The 15,615-nt window shown below is 41.1% G+C and carries 14 protein-coding genes; 3 read left to right on the top strand and 11 right to left on the bottom strand.

The window, feature by feature from the left end:
• Positions 1–122: 122 nt before the first annotated feature.
• From PY092_RS18740 to PY092_RS18765, 6 genes are all read right to left on the bottom strand, one after another.
• Positions 123–488 carry a DUF6090 family protein gene (locus PY092_RS18740; protein ID WP_275617270.1) on the bottom strand — a complete coding sequence of 122 codons (366 nt, stop codon included), beginning with the start codon at positions 486–488 and terminating at the stop codon, positions 123–125.
• A gap of 42 nt (positions 489–530) precedes the next feature.
• Positions 531–1,286 (bottom strand): DUF6090 family protein, encoded by a 756-nt coding sequence (locus PY092_RS18745; protein WP_275617271.1) that lies wholly within the window; start codon positions 1,284–1,286, stop codon positions 531–533.
• Between the two features lie 3 nt (positions 1,287–1,289).
• On the bottom strand, positions 1,290–2,045 hold the full coding sequence (locus PY092_RS18750; protein ID WP_275617272.1) for a DUF6090 family protein: 756 nt from the start codon (positions 2,043–2,045) through the stop codon (positions 1,290–1,292).
• A gap of 182 nt (positions 2,046–2,227) precedes the next feature.
• Entirely contained in the window at positions 2,228–3,694 is a 1,467-nt protein-coding gene (locus PY092_RS18755) for a Gfo/Idh/MocA family protein (RefSeq protein ID WP_275617273.1), read from the bottom strand.
• Between the two features lie 134 nt (positions 3,695–3,828).
• Complete coding sequence (locus PY092_RS18760; RefSeq protein WP_275617274.1) at positions 3,829–5,358, bottom strand: tetratricopeptide repeat protein; 1,530 nt, start codon at positions 5,356–5,358, stop codon at positions 3,829–3,831.
• A gap of 228 nt (positions 5,359–5,586) precedes the next feature.
• Complete coding sequence (locus tag PY092_RS18765) at positions 5,587–7,758, bottom strand: endonuclease MutS2 (RefSeq protein WP_275617275.1); 2,172 nt, start codon at positions 7,756–7,758, stop codon at positions 5,587–5,589.
• Between the two features lie 241 nt (positions 7,759–7,999).
• Here PY092_RS18765 and PY092_RS18770 point away from each other — a divergent pair, with 241 nt between their 5' ends.
• Complete coding sequence (locus tag PY092_RS18770; protein ID WP_275617276.1) at positions 8,000–8,665, top strand: uracil-DNA glycosylase; 666 nt, start codon at positions 8,000–8,002, stop codon at positions 8,663–8,665.
• A gap of 111 nt (positions 8,666–8,776) precedes the next feature.
• On the opposite strand, the gene PY092_RS18775 is transcribed toward PY092_RS18770, so the two are convergent.
• From PY092_RS18775 to PY092_RS18795, 5 genes are all read right to left on the bottom strand, one after another.
• The gene (locus PY092_RS18775; protein WP_275617277.1) at positions 8,777–9,625 is read right to left on the bottom strand and encodes a substrate-binding domain-containing protein; all 849 of its coding nucleotides are present in this window, start codon (positions 9,623–9,625) and stop codon (positions 8,777–8,779) included.
• A 71-nt stretch (positions 9,626–9,696) separates the two neighbouring features.
• Positions 9,697–10,584, bottom strand: coding sequence for a nucleoside phosphorylase (locus tag PY092_RS18780; protein WP_275617278.1), 888 nt, complete (start codon positions 10,582–10,584; stop codon positions 9,697–9,699).
• Positions 10,585–10,587: 3 nt separating this feature from the next.
• Positions 10,588–11,520: a DUF1835 domain-containing protein gene (locus PY092_RS18785; protein ID WP_275617279.1), complete on the bottom strand. Its 933-nt coding sequence runs from the start codon at positions 11,518–11,520 to the stop codon at positions 10,588–10,590.
• A gap of 144 nt (positions 11,521–11,664) precedes the next feature.
• Positions 11,665–11,994, bottom strand: coding sequence for a translation initiation factor (locus PY092_RS18790; protein WP_275617280.1), 330 nt, complete (start codon positions 11,992–11,994; stop codon positions 11,665–11,667).
• 2 nt (positions 11,995–11,996) lie between these two features.
• Positions 11,997–12,947, bottom strand: coding sequence for an isopenicillin N synthase family dioxygenase (locus PY092_RS18795; protein WP_275617281.1), 951 nt, complete (start codon positions 12,945–12,947; stop codon positions 11,997–11,999).
• Positions 12,948–13,057: 110 nt separating this feature from the next.
• On the opposite strand from PY092_RS18795, the gene PY092_RS18800 reads away from it, so the two are divergent.
• Positions 13,058–15,037 carry an alpha-ketoacid dehydrogenase subunit alpha/beta gene (locus PY092_RS18800; RefSeq protein WP_275617282.1) on the top strand — a complete coding sequence of 660 codons (1,980 nt, stop codon included), beginning with the start codon at positions 13,058–13,060 and terminating at the stop codon, positions 15,035–15,037.
• A gap of 90 nt (positions 15,038–15,127) precedes the next feature.
• Entirely contained in the window at positions 15,128–15,613 is a 486-nt protein-coding gene (locus tag PY092_RS18805) for a lipocalin-like domain-containing protein (RefSeq protein WP_275617283.1), read from the top strand.
• Positions 15,614–15,615 lie beyond the last annotated feature (2 nt).

Consider the following 15,615-nt stretch of genomic DNA (forward strand, 5'->3'; position numbering starts at 1 on the left):
TCGCTCAGGGCCTCCAAAACGACCTTGAACTTGAACTCCGATGTAAACTTTCTTCGTTTCATTTGACAGTGAATTTAAGGTTAAAAATTAAACTTAAGCTACTGTCCTAATATTGGGGGGAATTATAAAGTTAATTCACTTACCTTAAAATCTAAATTTTCGGGTGTTACTAGCATATAAAGACTATCTAAGGGTAAGGTGTTTATGTTTTTAGTGTTTAAAGCAGCCTCATGGTTTTCAATGTTTTTTTTCAATACGTTTATATAGCGGTTGAGCATAGCAACATCATCCTGTAGCTCATAGCGCATTTCGGTTAAATATTGATAACCTATTTCGGTTTGTTTACGCTTTTCGTTCCAATTGTTGATCTGCAACGCTAGAAGAATTCCAATGACCACCAGTATGATCTCACCTATTGCATAGAGCAGGTATTTTTTAACTCGATTGGTATCCACTAATTTTTTTCTGGTTTTTCGAAATAATTTCATGTGTTGGTTTTGGTTGGGTGCCGACTATTTTTTTAAAACAGTTTAATCCTCTGATACATGGTTTTCAATTTGGGATATCAGCTCCTTGGCCATCTCTTTCCTGCCCTCCATTGAACTTAACATCATTTGTTTTCGATCTAAAGCATGTCTAATTCTTTGTCTGCCTTCAGTTGAAGTAATAACTCGTAACAACTTTTGCTTCCTCACGGATTCAGATTGTTTGTAATTTGGATTGTTTTTAATCTTAAAATATTGCGGAAGTTCCATTTGTAGTGCATCATGCCAAAAGTCCTCATCCTTATTGGTCCATTGCTCTTCCCAGGAAAATTGCTTTTCTACAAACTCAGCATCCGTAACGTAATATTCATTAATGGATTGATCCAACTCATTTGAAAACTGTAAAGTAGATATACTGGCATTGGTAATTTTATCAAAAGCCTGAGTGGTTAAAAGCAATCCCATTTGATTTATAGGAAGCATATAATACAATGAGTCTGATTTTGTATTTACAAAAAGAGAATCATTTAAAAGTTTTACACAATTATGGCTCTGAAACTCATAATTCTCAATATTTCGATTTAGCATAAGTGTGTCGGTGGCCAAATCTTGCACCATGTTTGTCAATAGTGTCCGAGCTCTATTGTTTTCGAGCCGGTTTTCGTTCCAATTATTGATTTGAAGTGCAATCAAAATCCCAACGACCACCAGAATAATCTCGCCAAAGGCATATTTAAGGTATTTGCCGGTTTTACCTTCATTGATGAGCGTTCTGCGGATATTTCTAAAGAATTTGATCATGGGTTAAAGGGTGGTTTTCAATTCATTTTCCAATAAATCGATTATTTTTTCAATGGTATATATCAAAACTTCATAAATGTGAGCGGTATAATTATTCGTTTCCTGTTTTAAGGTGACAATGTTCCAAAACTCCATGCTGTTCATCAGTTCATCGTAGTTGGTGTCGGGTCCTGCATTAATATATCCTTCTTTGGAACCATTGGTAGCAGTTTTACTATAGTTGATGTGCTTTATATAAAAAGGTTCAATATTGCTCACGTATGAATTCAGTGCCAATTCTGAAGCTTGACTTCTCAATGATCTTAGATCAAGCAGCCGCTCCAATTGCATTTTTAAAGAATCATTTGCTACGGCTACCTGCAAATCCTGCTTATAAAATTCATCCATAATGGGGAAAGAAACATTTACTTCTCCTGCAACTGTAAGGCTTCCCAACAAGCTTTTTAAAACAGGTATGGAATCCGGGTTTTTATCGGCTGTCATCCGTGCAATTCGATTAACATCCTGCTTAAACTTTAGAGCTCCTTCTTGATGGCTCTTGAGTACACGACTTTTTTGCCTCATCTCCACTAAAATTTTATCAAAATAGTTGTCCATCTTTTCTTGGGACCTTCTACTTTCATTCCAATTATTGATTTGAAGGGCTATCAATATCCCAATGACTACTAGAACAATTTCGCCAATGGCGTAGAGGAGATATTTGGAAAATCTATTTTCGTTCAACAATCGTTGACGTATTTTCCTGAAGAATTTGATCATTTGGTTAGGTTGAAACACCAAATTCGTTTATTTCTATCTTAAAATCAATAGGTTATATGTAATGATCTAACTTAATTATCAACAATCCAGTTAATTTTTAAGGATTTGCATGAATCTGTACACATCATTGGATAAAGAAAAAGGCCGCAAATTGCGGCCTTTTTAATGTATGTGCGTTCAGTTTATGCATCCTGTATTTCCCAACCTTCGCGGTAAGTGCGGGAAACAAACTGGTTGGCGTCTTCAAAGTTGGTAACTTCCATGTTGTCGCCATCCCAAAGGAGTTTTTTACGACCGTAGAACTCCATGTTACCTTCATCATTTTGTCTGCGCAACATATAGCTTCGTATAGCCAGGTTACCCATCAACACGGTTTCGGTCATGGGGCCAGCATAGTCAAACGAAGAAGTCAAACCTTGGTGCTCTTCACTGCCGAAGCCGGCTTTACAGGCATCCACCCATTTACGTTGGTGCCCGTATTCTGGTTCTTCCATTTCTTCGACCTCTGGGCCAAACTCCGTAGTGCCGTCGTTCAGGTACAATTTTGGTGTCAGTGGCGAACTGTCGTTGATGTTGGTGGAAATCACACCGTTTTCGCCATGAATCAATACACCATTGTAGCTTCCCGGGCCTCCAATATCACTGTCCGCAGGAATGATTTCCGGGTGCGAAGGACGTATTCCTCCATCACTCCAAGTCATCATCAACGGTGAACCGGTTTTTTCGGTGGCCTCATAATTTAAGGTAATGAACGAGGTTGCAGGACAACCCTCAGGGTTATAATCGGGATTCCACATTTGGGAGAATACGGTTCCCACGCTGCATTCTGCCGCAGTCGGATATTTGAGTTTCAAGGTTCTGTATGGAATATCGATCAAGTGACAACCTACATCTCCAAGGGCTCCTGTGCCGTAATCCCACCAGCCTCTCCAGTTAAATGGATGTAGGTTGGGCGTATACGGACGCATGGGGGCAGGGCCTAACCATAGGTCCCAATACAGGTCTTCTGGTTTTTTGCCGGGTTCTGGGCTTGGCATGGAATAGCCTTGTGGCCATACGGGACGGTTGGTCCATATTTCCACTTTACTGATGTTTCCCAGTTTTCCGGAATCCACCCATTTTTGGACCATGCCCAACAAGGGATTGGAACCGCCTTGGTTCCCCATCTGGGTCACTACCTTTTTGTCGCTTGCCATCTGGGTCAGCATACGGGCTTCGCTGATGTTGTGGGTCATGGGTTTTTGTACGTACACATGTTTGCCCCGTTGCATGGCGTAGGCCGCAGCGGGTCCATGTACGTGGTCGGGAGTACTGATGGTCACGGCATCGATATCCTTTACGGTATCTAGCATTTCGCGGTAATCATTAAAAAGCTTTGCCTTGGGAAAGCGCTCCACAGAGCGTTTGGCAGAGCCTGAAAAGTCGACGTCACAAAGTGCGACCACATTTTCACGGCCATTTACAGAGGCATTTGCAATATCGCTAGCACCTTTACCGCCCGCACCAATGGCGGCGATATTCAAGCGATCGCTGGGCGCCAAAAAGCCGGGTCCACCCATCACATGGCGGGGAACAATAAAAATACTGGATGCCAGCGCGGTGTTCTTGACAAAGTTTCTTCTACTTTGGGAGTTGGTTGTTTTTTTCATTTTTTGTTTACGATGTTTAGTTTCTATTTGCCAAACAAGATAAGGAAAAATGCACTGAGCACTGGCTAGGATTTTGTGATATGTGTAAAACTGGTGTGAGGGTATCTTGTAAAAATAAATGTTAGTCGCAGAACTTATTCCCTCAATTTCTTTAATCGGTCGATAGCGTTTTGATTTTTCGGGTTTAATTCCAACGACTTTTTGTAGTTGGAAATAGCGTTTACGTAATCTTTATTATGTAAATATGCTTCAGCCAAACTGTCATATAAATTTGCCGATTTTGGATAAAGATGTAAAGCCAACAATAAGACATTAACTCCTTGTTTTGCCTTTTTAGAATCAAAGGACAATCGAAGGCCTAACATGTTCAACATCCCTTCTTGTAGTTGAAGGTTTGGGTGTTTGGCAACGGTTTTTTCATATAGAGGAATTAAATTTTGATAGTTCTGTTTAAGTGCCAAATCGTTGAAATCTTTATAGGTAAAATCTTTCTCAATAGCCCTTTTGGTTTGTTTGGAAACCAAAGATTCGGAAAAGCCATTTTCAACAGGTTTATTTTCAATAAAATCCCTCGCCTTTTTATCATTCTTTAATGTCGCATTTAAAAACTGTAAAGTATGATGACAAAGCAAATTATAGGAAGTCATTATTTTATCATCGCTTTTATCTTGTCTTTTATCTCTGTTAGCGAACAAGACACCGAAAGAACTAAAATAGGAATGTGTTAGATCGTGAAATCTATATCTATAAATAGTACTGTATTTTAAAGAATCATATAATTGGAATTTATAGTTCAATTCTTTGGGAATTTTATCGCTAGTGATAACTTTTTTTGGAATCTCTTTTTGAGCAAAATGAATATAAGGAATAGTAAACCTATCCAAATTAAAGTAAGATGAATTTTCCAAGACAGGGTAATTGTATCTTTCGGTTCCATCCAAGCTTACGATTGCACTTATATTTTTGTTTTTCATAATTGTTATAGCGTTGGCCAACCCACCAAAGCTAAACCCCATTAATGCAATTTTTTCGGAATCTATATTTTTGTGATTTCGAATTTCCTTCAATAGAAATTCCACATCTCTGGATTGTGTTTCCATATCTTTTGTAGTTCCGCCTTCCAACCAGTGCGTATTTGTTCCCCTTGAAGGGCTTGATATCACGACAAAACCATTGCTGGCCAAGTATTCGAACAATGCAAAGTTCTCAATTGAAGAGGCTTGATAACTTGGTGCATAAACTACCACTGGAAAATTTTCGTCTAAATATGTTGGATTGGAAAAGGCATTTACTTTTTCAGAAAGATGCGACTTGTTTTGTGGTGTGTTCCATAAATATGGAAACCAATCCAACAGGAAATGGTTTGGTAGATTTTTCCATTCTTCCTCTTCCTTTAAAACCTCCAAATAATTTAAAACGGTCAACTGCTGGGAATCATCATCTTCTATTTTAGCAGGATACCAAATACTAATTGGAATTGGCCTCTCGATAAACCGGTTGTTAAACTCATTATGAATTCGGTAGGTTCTCGTGCTATCATCAATTGTATAATGCCTGAAGCCTACTTTATGTTCTCCTGCTTTTAGATTTATTCCTTTTAATGATGTCTGTCCATAAGATGTTGTGACTAGAACGATACAGGTTATACCTATTATTAATCGCATTATTTCTGAATTAGTGTTCATAGTAAAGATACAATCGTTGGAAGATTGTTACAGGTTTTTTGGCATGCAGGTAACTACAACAATAAACATTGTTTTAATGATTTTTAGCGACAGATAACGAAGTTCATTTAAAACCCTTGGCATACAATGGGGTAATTAGCTGATTTATGAGGAGTTGTCAACATACAGGAAAGTTTGGATTCCTGCTTCCGCAGGAATGACAAACCGTTATTTCTTCGACTCCACCAAATCCAGTTGGTCAACGCTCACATTGGTGGTGAACATGCCGTAGTTGACCACAGCTTTGCCTTTTTCCAAAGTGTCAATAGTGCCCACGGCCTTTCCATCCTTTAAGCGAACACGGTCGCCGATTTTAAACACGGGACGGGGTTTGTTCTTTTCGGCCTGGATTTCTTCCTTCTTTTTGATTTTTTTCTCGACCCGTACTTTCTTGATTTTTTGCTCCAGCTCTTGGGCCACCTGTTTCTTCTCTTGCTGTTTGGCCTTGGCTTTCTTTGCAGTGGTTTTTTTGCGCTTGCTGTTTTCCGTTTCCACAATACGGAGCATTTCCGAAATTAGTGGACGTTTCTTTTTATCAATAAAGTATTTCTCGGCAGCGGTATTCAATTTGTTGCCCAATTGAATCATGCGCTGATTGTGGTCGTACATCTCTTGGTAGCTCTCTAATTTGGATTTTATCTTGGAATTGAGCTGTTCCAAACGTTCGTTTTCCTCACGTGCCTTGGTTTCCTCTTCTTTGAGTTTGGAGCCCGTCTCCACCATTTTACTACGTTCTTTTTGCAGTTTGGCAATAGTGGCATCAAAACGGACTTTTCCGCGTTCTATCTTCTTTTTGGCCTTGTTGATCAAGGAGTAGGGGATGCCGTTCTTTTGGGCCACTTCGAACGTAAAGGAACTTCCTGCTTCACCCAAAACCAATTGAAAGGTGGGCTCCAGAGTTTTGGAGTTGAACAACATGTTGGCATTAGTGGCGTGCGGCAATTCGTCGGCCAAAGCCTTTAAATTGGCATAGTGTGTTGTGATGACTCCGTAGGCTTCCCGCTCGTAGAATACTTCCAGAAAAGCTTCGGCAAGGGCGCCGCCCAATTCGGGGTCGCTTCCCGTTCCAAACTCATCGATCAAGAACAAGGTTTTATCATTGCACTTCCTAAGAAAGTGATTCATGTTTTTGAGTCGATAACTGTATGTACTTAAATGATTTTCAATGGATTGATTGTCGCCAATATCTGTCAAAATTTTATCGAAAAAGCAAACGGAACTACGCTCGTGTACGGGAATGAGGATACCACTTTGAAGCATCACTTGAAGTAATCCTATGGTTTTCAGTGTGATACTTTTTCCGCCTGCATTGGGCCCCGAAATCACAATGATTCGATTTTCCTGATGCAATTTTATGGTTTGTGGCCAGGTCTTCTCGTTCTTTCTTTTGTTGGATAAATAGAGCAAGGGATGATAGGCGTCACGCAGAAACAATTCCCGTTCCTCATTGATTTCGGGCAACAATCCGTTCATCTCGTTGGCATATTTTGCCTTGGCTGCGGTAATATCGGTATCGGACAAATACTTTTGATACTCTTGGAGTAACTCGAGATAGGGGCGGATCTCGTCCGTAAGCTTGTTCAAGATGCGTTGAATCTCTTCCTTTTCCTCAAACTCAAGATTATTGAGCTCTCGGGTATAGGAGAGCGTGGCTTCAGGCACAATGTATACAATGCTTCCCGTTTTGGAAGTGCCCATTACGGTGCCCTTCACTTTTTTGCGGTGCATCGCTTTCACGGCCAATACCCTGCGGTTCTCCATTACGGACTCACGGATTTCATCCAAAAAATCAGAAGATTGATAACGTCCCAGTGCAGCGCTGAAGCTTTGATTGATTTTGCTCCGCACAGTATTGATTTGACTTCGGATATAGCAAAGCTCATCGGAAGCAGAATCCTTGATTTCCCCAAATTTGTCGATGACATCATCAATTGCGTCAGGTATTTCGGGATGCAATTCCAAAGCATTCACTTTATCAAAAAGCAGCGGATAGTATTCCTTGAACTTTTTAAAGAATTTCTGATGAATTGCCACCGTCTTATAGATGTCGCCAATCTTTCGAAAGCCGGAGATCTCCAAGGTGCTGTTGTCGATCTTGAGTAGTCCCAATTCGCTATTGATGTGGTCGAAACCGTGGTTGGGAATACGATTGTCATTGGAAAAAGACGCTAAATACTCCGAAGTCTGTCCCAGCACACTCATCAATTCCTCCTTGTTTCGGAACGGTTGTATGGACAGGGCATCTTCTTTTCCCAATTCCGTATTGCATCGCGCGGCGATTTGTGTCAATACCATTGGGAACTCTAGATCTTGGAGTGTTTTGGGGTGGATGTTTCGCATCTTTTTCTACTAGCAGCGCAAAGATAGGATTTTGATGTGTTTTTTGAGGCTTCCGTTTTTGGCAAAAACAATTCGCTTTGCGTACTTTTGGTTTATACCTTAATTCTTGACTAAAATCCAATTAAAAATGAGGAGCGACAATACCGTCATTTATATCATTGCGGGCGTTATACTACTGCATTTTGTTGTGGGCATTGGGTATTTGATCTATAAACTGACCAAAAAGAAGTAAAGTCATCATATGGACGTGAACATTGAGCCGAGTTGGAAAACACAATTGAATAATGAGTTTGAACAATCCTATTTCCAGCTATTGGCTGCTTTTGTGAAGCAGGAATACCAACGGAACACTTGTTACCCAAAGGGTAAGGACATTTTTTCGGCCTTTGACCATTGTCCGTTTCAAGAAACCAAAGTGGTAATCATTGGTCAAGATCCGTATCATGGGCCGAACCAAGCAAATGGATTGTGTTTTTCCGTAAAAGACGGTATTCCGCACCCGCCATCTTTGGTCAATATTTTCAAGGAAATCAAAACCGATGTGGAAAAACCCTATCCCAAAAGTGGTAATCTGGAACGATGGGCTGACCAAGGGGTACTCTTGTTGAACGCTACGCTGACGGTTCGTGCACATCAGGCAGGTAGCCATCAGAAAAAAGGGTGGGAGCAATTTACCGATGCTGTGATCAAAACAGTTTCCAGCGAACTGGAAGGTGTTGTTTTTCTGCTTTGGGGCGGATTTGCCAAGAAAAAATCATCTTTGATTGATAAGGCAAAACACCATATCCTAACATCGGGGCATCCTTCGCCATTGAGCGCCAATCGTGGATTGTGGTTTGGCAACCAGCATTTCAGTAAAACGAACAGCTTATTGGCCCAGATGGGCAAAGAGCCAATTGATTGGTAAAATGTGTCACTTCTCGTCTTTCGACTGCGTTCAAGATAAACTCAAGTAGAGAAGTGAATACAATCACTATTTGATTTATACGGTCTCGACTGCGCTCGACCTGACATCCATCTATTTCCAAAGGAATTTTGAAGCGTCCTTGAGTTCCTCGATCAAATTAAGGTCGTGCAACCTGGACTGCACTTCGTTTACCGTTGCTTCGGAGAGTTGTTTCTGTCCCCATGTGGTTTTGGACAACCATTCTTGAATATCCTCCAATTTTTGTTCGTATCGGTTGGATAGGGTCCTGTCGATACTTGGAATTTGCTTGAATTCAGCAGAGTAGGTGTTGATGATTTCCAAAACGTGTTTAAGTATGCCTTCATTTTCATCAATAAAAGTATTTGAAGCGGCAATCACAAAGCATGGCCATGGGGTAGGGCAGTCGCCCACACGTTTAAAGGTGCCATTGTCCACAAGGGGTTTTGTGGTAAAATGTTCCCACATGAAATAAGCGTTGGATCCACTTGTGAGGTTTTCCACGGCACCATCTAGGTTATTGATAATCTCAAATTCGAGCTTTTCCGTGTCCCATCCCTGGTTTTGGGCGTTAATGTAGGCCATTAAATGACTTCCGCTGCCCATTCGGCTGATGGCCACTGGGTCACCTTTTAAATCTGCAATGGAATTTCGTTCGCTGTCCGCATCAACGTGAATGCCCCAAAGCAGGGGAGAGGAGACATGTTCCTGAACAATTTTGCTGGGATTTCCTTGCGAGATGCTTTTGATGATACCCTCGGTAAGGATGATGCCCAAATCCGCCTCGCCATTCTGAAGCATTTGTGTCATTTTCCCTGTTCCTTCTGGAACGTCGGTCCATTCCAGTTGAATGCCTCGGTCTTCAAAAGCATTGTCTTCCATGGCCAAATGCCAAGGAAGGTTGAAATGTTCGGGCACACCGATTATTTTTATCGTTTTCATCTATTTGGCTTCTTTGTGGATTTAAAATTATGATTCCAACCGGTATTTTCCCAAAAATACACTTTGAAAAATTATACCAATTGACTTTTGGCAATGCATTTCAAGGTGTACTGAATCAGTTCATCAATAGTTTGGTGCCCTTGTTTGGAAAACTCGCCCGTAGCCCTATTGGCCAATATCGCATTGAGGGAAACAGCTCGATGGCCATGCAGTTTTGCGATTCCGTACATGGCGGCGGTTTCCATTTCCAAGTTGGTTATACGTGTGTTTCCAAAGGAAAAGGCCGCAAGTTTGTCGTTAAAGTCCTTAATTGCGGGTGTAATCCGAAGTGTTCTCCCTTGAGGGCCGTAAAATCCTGAATTTGTTCCTGTTACACCAAATCGTATACGATTTGAAGTAAAAATACCGGCTAGCTCTTTATCAAAATCAATCACGTAGGGATGGATGTTGTGCTTGTCCCAACCCAAGTATTCGGTCAGTGCTAGTTCAAGCTCTTTGTCCTTGATGTGTCCATGGTCATAAAAATGTAAAAGATTGTCAAATCCAATACCAGCGGTACTTATCAAAAATGAATCAACCGGAATGTCAGGTTGAAGCGACCCGGATGTACCGACCCGTATAAAACTGAGCTGTCTTTTTTTGCTTTTTATCTTACGAGTAGTGAAATCAATATTGGCAAGAGCGTCCAATTCATTAAAAGCAATATCAATATTGTCCGTCCCAATACCTGTGGAGATAGCGGTTATCCGTTTGCCAGAATACACACCTGTATGCGTGACAAATTCGCGTTTGCTTTTTTGTACTTCGATGGAATCAAAGTATTTGGAAACTTCATGTACCCGTTCAGGGTCTCCAACTGTAATAATAGTGGAGGCGATGTCCTCGGGGAGAAGATTGAGATGGTAAATGCTCCCATCAGGATTCAGAATAAGTTCTGAATTACCCAGTGATGAGCCCATTTATTACAATTTTAGGATTCGACCTGTATCTGTATTGTACAAGAAGTTATACTTTAAGGAACCACCCAGATACATTTGATTATCACGAAGTTCTGAATAGTAATTAGCTTCTTGCTTTAACACATCCAACCCTTTTTTGGTCAATTTGACAGGGTCAAACGAACTGAACAGGGGTTTTAAAGAGGAAAGCATACGTTCGTACTGTGTATCGCCAAAACCATAAAAACCTTGATCGGTCAATAAATCTTTCATTAATTCATTTTTGGACTTCGGCTTGTGTTTCTTGGCCACTTCCAAAATATGGTTTTCCAAGTCGTTGAGTCCATTTTTAATGGTTGGGAATCGTTTTAGATGCGTTTTCAATGCATCCGATAGGTATTCGAACTGGAAATCGTTGTTGGCGATTTGGTTCTCCAATCGAATAGGATTGTCGCTACAATACAGTTGCCAGATGTAATCGGCATATTCTATATCGTCTTGTGAAAGTACTTTTCTAGTTTCGTAGAGTTCCATCAACCTGTCGTCGTTGAGCTCGTTCAGACCGTAAAGTTTAGTGGAACCTTCCACTTTGCCACTGCACACCAAAGAGATTTCGGCGTGTCTTCTGTGTTGTTTCAACCAACTGATCACAGCCAGCATATTGATTTGGCAAAAAAGATCGTATTCGAACCAAAGAACAATCTGGTCCTGTTGTTTGTGGTTGCAAAGTGATCGATATTCCTTCAGGGTTTTTTCGATAAACCACGATTTGGAAACCTTGTAGTTCTTGTTTAGGAATTCGAACCTTGTTTTCCAGAAAGATTCGCTTCCTACGGTAGAGAGGGTTTTGCCTTCGCAAAGCATTTCCCTCCAGGTAATTACATCACCTTTAAATTGCAAAGATTGTAATCTAGACGTGAAACTGTCCCCGTTGGTTATGTGCAACAGTGATTTCATTTTCAGCTCAGTTTTCGTTGGTTAGGAATAATAAAAGTAATGTTTAAAGCAGGAACACAAAAATTTTTTCACAAAACATTGTTATTTGTGCCTATTTTTTAACATGTGCAAAAAAAACAATTCAATTCTTTGCAGAATTAGCATTTATCCACCTACACGCTTGACTGAAAAGCCATTTTCCTTTAGGAAATCCATGATTTTATCACGGTAATCGCCCTGTATGATGATGGCTTCGTTTTTAAAGCTCCCGCCTACGCCCAAGAGGGTTTTCAGGTCTTTCGTCAGTTTTTTAAAGTCACCATCAGCTCCGTTGTACCCTTGCAGAATGGTTACGGGCTTCCCTTTTCGTTTTTCGTATTTACAGATAATGGGGTCGTCCTGCAGCCAATAGGGGGATTTCTCTTTTTCATTACCGGGCTCTTCTTCTGGTACATGGTCTGGAAATAAATTTTTGAGTTGGTCTCCTAAATCCATACTTACTTTTTAATCAGTCCCAGTTCAATCAGTCTTTCATGCAAATACCCGCCCGCGGTAATATCCTCGAAAGCTTTTGGATGTTCGGCATTGATACAGTTTTCCAGACAATTGAGGGGCATGTCGCTCACTGGATGCATGAAAAACGGAATGGAATACCTGGATGTGCCCCAAAGTTCCTTGGGGGGGTTCACAACTTGATGGATGGTGGATTTTAGCTGGTTGTTGGAAAGTCTGGACAACATATCCCCAACATTGATCATCAATTGGTCGGGTTGGGCGATGGCATCCACCCAATTCCCTTCATGGTCTTTTACTTGAAGTCCTTTTCCGTGGGCGCCCATCAATAAAGTAATCAAATTGATATCGCCGTGTGCAGCAGCTCTGACAGCATTTTTGGGCTCTTCGGTAATGGGCGGATAGTGGATCGGTCTTAAGATGGAATTCCCATTTTTAATGTAATCATCAAAATAAGTTTCCTCCAAGTCTAGATGCAATGCCAATGCTCGCAACACGTATTTTGCGGTTTTTTCCAACATTTTATAGGTTTCCTTTCCAACTCGATTGAAATCGGGAAGTTCTTCCACACTAACGTTGTCCGGATATTCAGCTTCCAGTTCCGGATTATCTTCCACATATTGGCCAAAATGCCAAAACTCTTTCAGGTCACCTTCTTTTTTGCCTTTGGCGTGCTCTTTTCCAAAGGAAGTGTATCCACGTTGTCCTCCAATGCCCTCAATTTCATATTTGTCCTTTGTTTCCTGGGGCAGGTTGAAGAACTTTTTGATTTCAGCGTACAGGTCTTCGACCAGTTCATCGGATAAAAAATGCCCGCTTAGGGCCACAAAACCGATATCCTCGAAAGCAGCACCTATTTCTTTGACAAACTTTTCTTTTCTTTTTGGGTCGCCCGAAACAAAATCTTTCAGGTCCACACTTGGAATAGCGCTCATATTGTCTTCTTTGATGTTAGACCAAAAATAGGGAATAAAGCTGAAGGTTTTGGAATTTTAAGTTGTTTTGAAGGGCTTTTTACTACATTTATCCAACAGAATTTTATGGTATGAGGTATCATGTTGGCAGCTTGGAACACGAAAAGTTGCTGGATTTATACAAAAGCATGCTGAAGCCCAGAATGATAGAGGAAAAGATGTTGATTCTTCTACGGCAAGGCAAAATTTCAAAATGGTTTAGCGGTATAGGACAAGAGGCCATCTCCGTGGGGGTTACCAAGGCACTCAAAGAAAGTGAATACATCCTCCCCATGCACCGAAATCTTGGGGTATTTACTTCGAGAAACATTCCTTTAAACCGACTTTTTGCCCAGTGGCAGGGTAAGCAAAGTGGTTTTACCCAAGGTCGGGACCGTAGTTTCCATTTTGGAACCCAAGAATACAAAATTGTAGGAATGATTTCCCATTTGGGACCCCAATTAGGAGTGGCCGATGGAATTGCATTGGCGGATATGCTCCGTAGAAAAAAGCGTGTCACTGCTGTTTTTACTGGCGAAGGCGCGACCAGCGAAGGGGATTTCCATGAAGCCTTGAATGTAGCTTCGGTATGGAACCTTCCTGTATTGTTCTGTATTGAAAACAATGGATACGGGCTTTCCACGCCCACCAACGAACAATATAATTGCGAACATTTGGCAGATAGGGCCAAGGGGTACGGCATTGAATCCAGAATTATTGATGGAAACAACATTCTTGAGGTGTTTGCCAAGGTGGACGAATTGTGCAAGGCTATTCGACGAAGGCCAAGACCTGTGTTGTTGGAATTCAAAACGTTTCGGATGCGCGGGCATGAGGAAGCCAGCGGCACCAAGTACGTTCCGGATAAGCTGATGAAAGAGTGGGGCAAAAAGGACCCTATTTCCAATTACGAAAGTTTTTTGTTGGAAGAAGGAGTGCTTACCGAAGAAATCATCGAAGAATACAAAGCAGAAATCACGGATGAAATCAACACCAATCTACAATTGGCTTTTGATGAACCTGAAGTTACTTCTGATCAAAGCAAAGAGTTAAAAGAGATTTATAAAGTATTTGATTATCAAAACATTGAACCTGAATCAGATTCAAATGAAAATATACGGTTTGTAGATGCTATTTCCCGAGGATTGGAGCAATCCATGTACAAGCACAACGAACTCATCATCATGGGGCAAGATGTGGCGGATTATGGAGGGGTATTTAAAATAACCGAAGGTTTCATCCCCAAATTTGGCAAGAGCAGGGTGCGGAACACGCCTATTTGTGAATCCGCAATTGTTTCCACGGCCATGGGATTGTCCATTAACGGTATGAAAGCCGTAGTGGAAATGCAATTTGCCGACTTTGTGAGTTCTGGGTTTAACCCTATAGTCAATTATTTGGCCAAAGTACATTATCGATGGAACGAAAAAGCAGATGTGGTCATTAGAATGCCTTGCGGAGGCGGAGTAGGAGCTGGCCCCTTCCATTCACAGACCAATGAGGCCTGGTTTACCAAAACCCCGGGCTTAAAAGTAGTGTATCCTGCGTTTCCCTACGATGCCAAAGGGCTATTGAATACAGCAGTAAACGACCCAAATCCAGTATTGTTTTTTGAGCACAAAGGATTGTACAGAAGTATAAAGGGAGGTGTGCCCACTGATTATTACACCTTGCCTTTTGGTAAAGCAAAGCTTTTGAAGGAAGGAGATTCCATATCCGTGGTCACTTATGGGGCTGGAGTACATTGGGCTTTGGAAGTTCTGGAAAAACATCCAGAGATTGATGTCGACTTGATTGATCTGCGGACACTTCAACCTTTGGATACGGAGGCTATTTTCAATTCGGTAAAAAAGACTGGAAAATTGATGGTGCTCCAGGAAGATACCTTGTTCGGGGGTATTGCAAGCGACATATCGGCCATGGTCATGGAGAACTGTTTTGAATTTATGGACGCTCCTGTAAAAAGAGTGGGTAGTTTGGAGACCCCGGTACCCTTTGCCAAATCACTTGAAACATCCTATTTGCCTAAAAAGAGGTTCGAACAAGCCTTGGTCGATTTATATCGGTATTGAAAGATCGATTAAGCTTTTTTTAATAATTTAGTGGACCAAAATAATTCTTTGATTTTTTCAGAAAATAAATTAACCATTAACTTAATACCTATGATGAAACGATCACTCTTATTGATTACAGTGGTGGGACTTTTGCTCTCATCCTGTTCCATTTCCAAAAGCGCTAGAACACAGCGAAACCTGTTTAGCGGCACTTGGAACTTGGACAATGTCTATTACGAAAACGCCTCTGGAAACTTTAAATCCACCATTTTCAACGATGCCGAAGATATCTGCTTCGAGGATAGTGAATGGTTTTTCCGTGACAACAACAGTACTGGGCGCTACACCATAGCCCAAAGTTCGCTTTGCCAAGGAGGAGACCGTTTTTTTAGATGGTCCGTGGTAGAGCCTGAACAAAATTACCAGAGCCAACTTCAATTCAAGTTTATTGATGAAAACCGAAAAGATATTTCGGGTGGATATGGATACCGTTTGAACGTTGTCAGTTTATCCGAACAATCCATGACGCTTAAATCCAATGTTTCAGTTGACGGTCAACCTGTGACCATAGTTTATGAATTCTCAAAAAAATAATT

Source organism: Flagellimonas yonaguniensis (genome assembly GCF_029193885.1).
GTDB classification, from domain to species: domain Bacteria; phylum Bacteroidota; class Bacteroidia; order Flavobacteriales; family Flavobacteriaceae; genus Flagellimonas; species Flagellimonas yonaguniensis.

Coding starts and splice junctions, on each gene's coding strand:
- PY092_RS18740 (WP_275617270.1), bottom strand. CDS start 488: ATGAAATTATTTCGAAAAACCAGAAAAAAATTAGTGGATACCAATCGA.
- PY092_RS18745 (WP_275617271.1), bottom strand. CDS start 1,286: ATGATCAAATTCTTTAGAAATATCCGCAGAACGCTCATCAATGAAGGT.
- PY092_RS18750 (WP_275617272.1), bottom strand. CDS start 2,045: ATGATCAAATTCTTCAGGAAAATACGTCAACGATTGTTGAACGAAAAT.
- PY092_RS18755 (WP_275617273.1), bottom strand. CDS start 3,694: ATGAAAAAAACAACCAACTCCCAAAGTAGAAGAAACTTTGTCAAGAAC.
- PY092_RS18760 (WP_275617274.1), bottom strand. CDS start 5,358: ATGCGATTAATAATAGGTATAACCTGTATCGTTCTAGTCACAACATCT.
- PY092_RS18765 (WP_275617275.1), bottom strand. CDS start 7,758: ATGCGAAACATCCACCCCAAAACACTCCAAGATCTAGAGTTCCCAATG.
- PY092_RS18770 (WP_275617276.1), top strand. CDS start 8,000: ATGGACGTGAACATTGAGCCGAGTTGGAAAACACAATTGAATAATGAG.
- PY092_RS18775 (WP_275617277.1), bottom strand. CDS start 9,625: ATGAAAACGATAAAAATAATCGGTGTGCCCGAACATTTCAACCTTCCT.
- PY092_RS18780 (WP_275617278.1), bottom strand. CDS start 10,584: ATGGGCTCATCACTGGGTAATTCAGAACTTATTCTGAATCCTGATGGG.
- PY092_RS18785 (WP_275617279.1), bottom strand. CDS start 11,520: ATGAAATCACTGTTGCACATAACCAACGGGGACAGTTTCACGTCTAGA.
- PY092_RS18790 (WP_275617280.1), bottom strand. CDS start 11,994: ATGGATTTAGGAGACCAACTCAAAAATTTATTTCCAGACCATGTACCA.
- PY092_RS18795 (WP_275617281.1), bottom strand. CDS start 12,947: ATGAGCGCTATTCCAAGTGTGGACCTGAAAGATTTTGTTTCGGGCGAC.
- PY092_RS18800 (WP_275617282.1), top strand. CDS start 13,058: ATGAGGTATCATGTTGGCAGCTTGGAACACGAAAAGTTGCTGGATTTA.
- PY092_RS18805 (WP_275617283.1), top strand. CDS start 15,128: ATGATGAAACGATCACTCTTATTGATTACAGTGGTGGGACTTTTGCTC.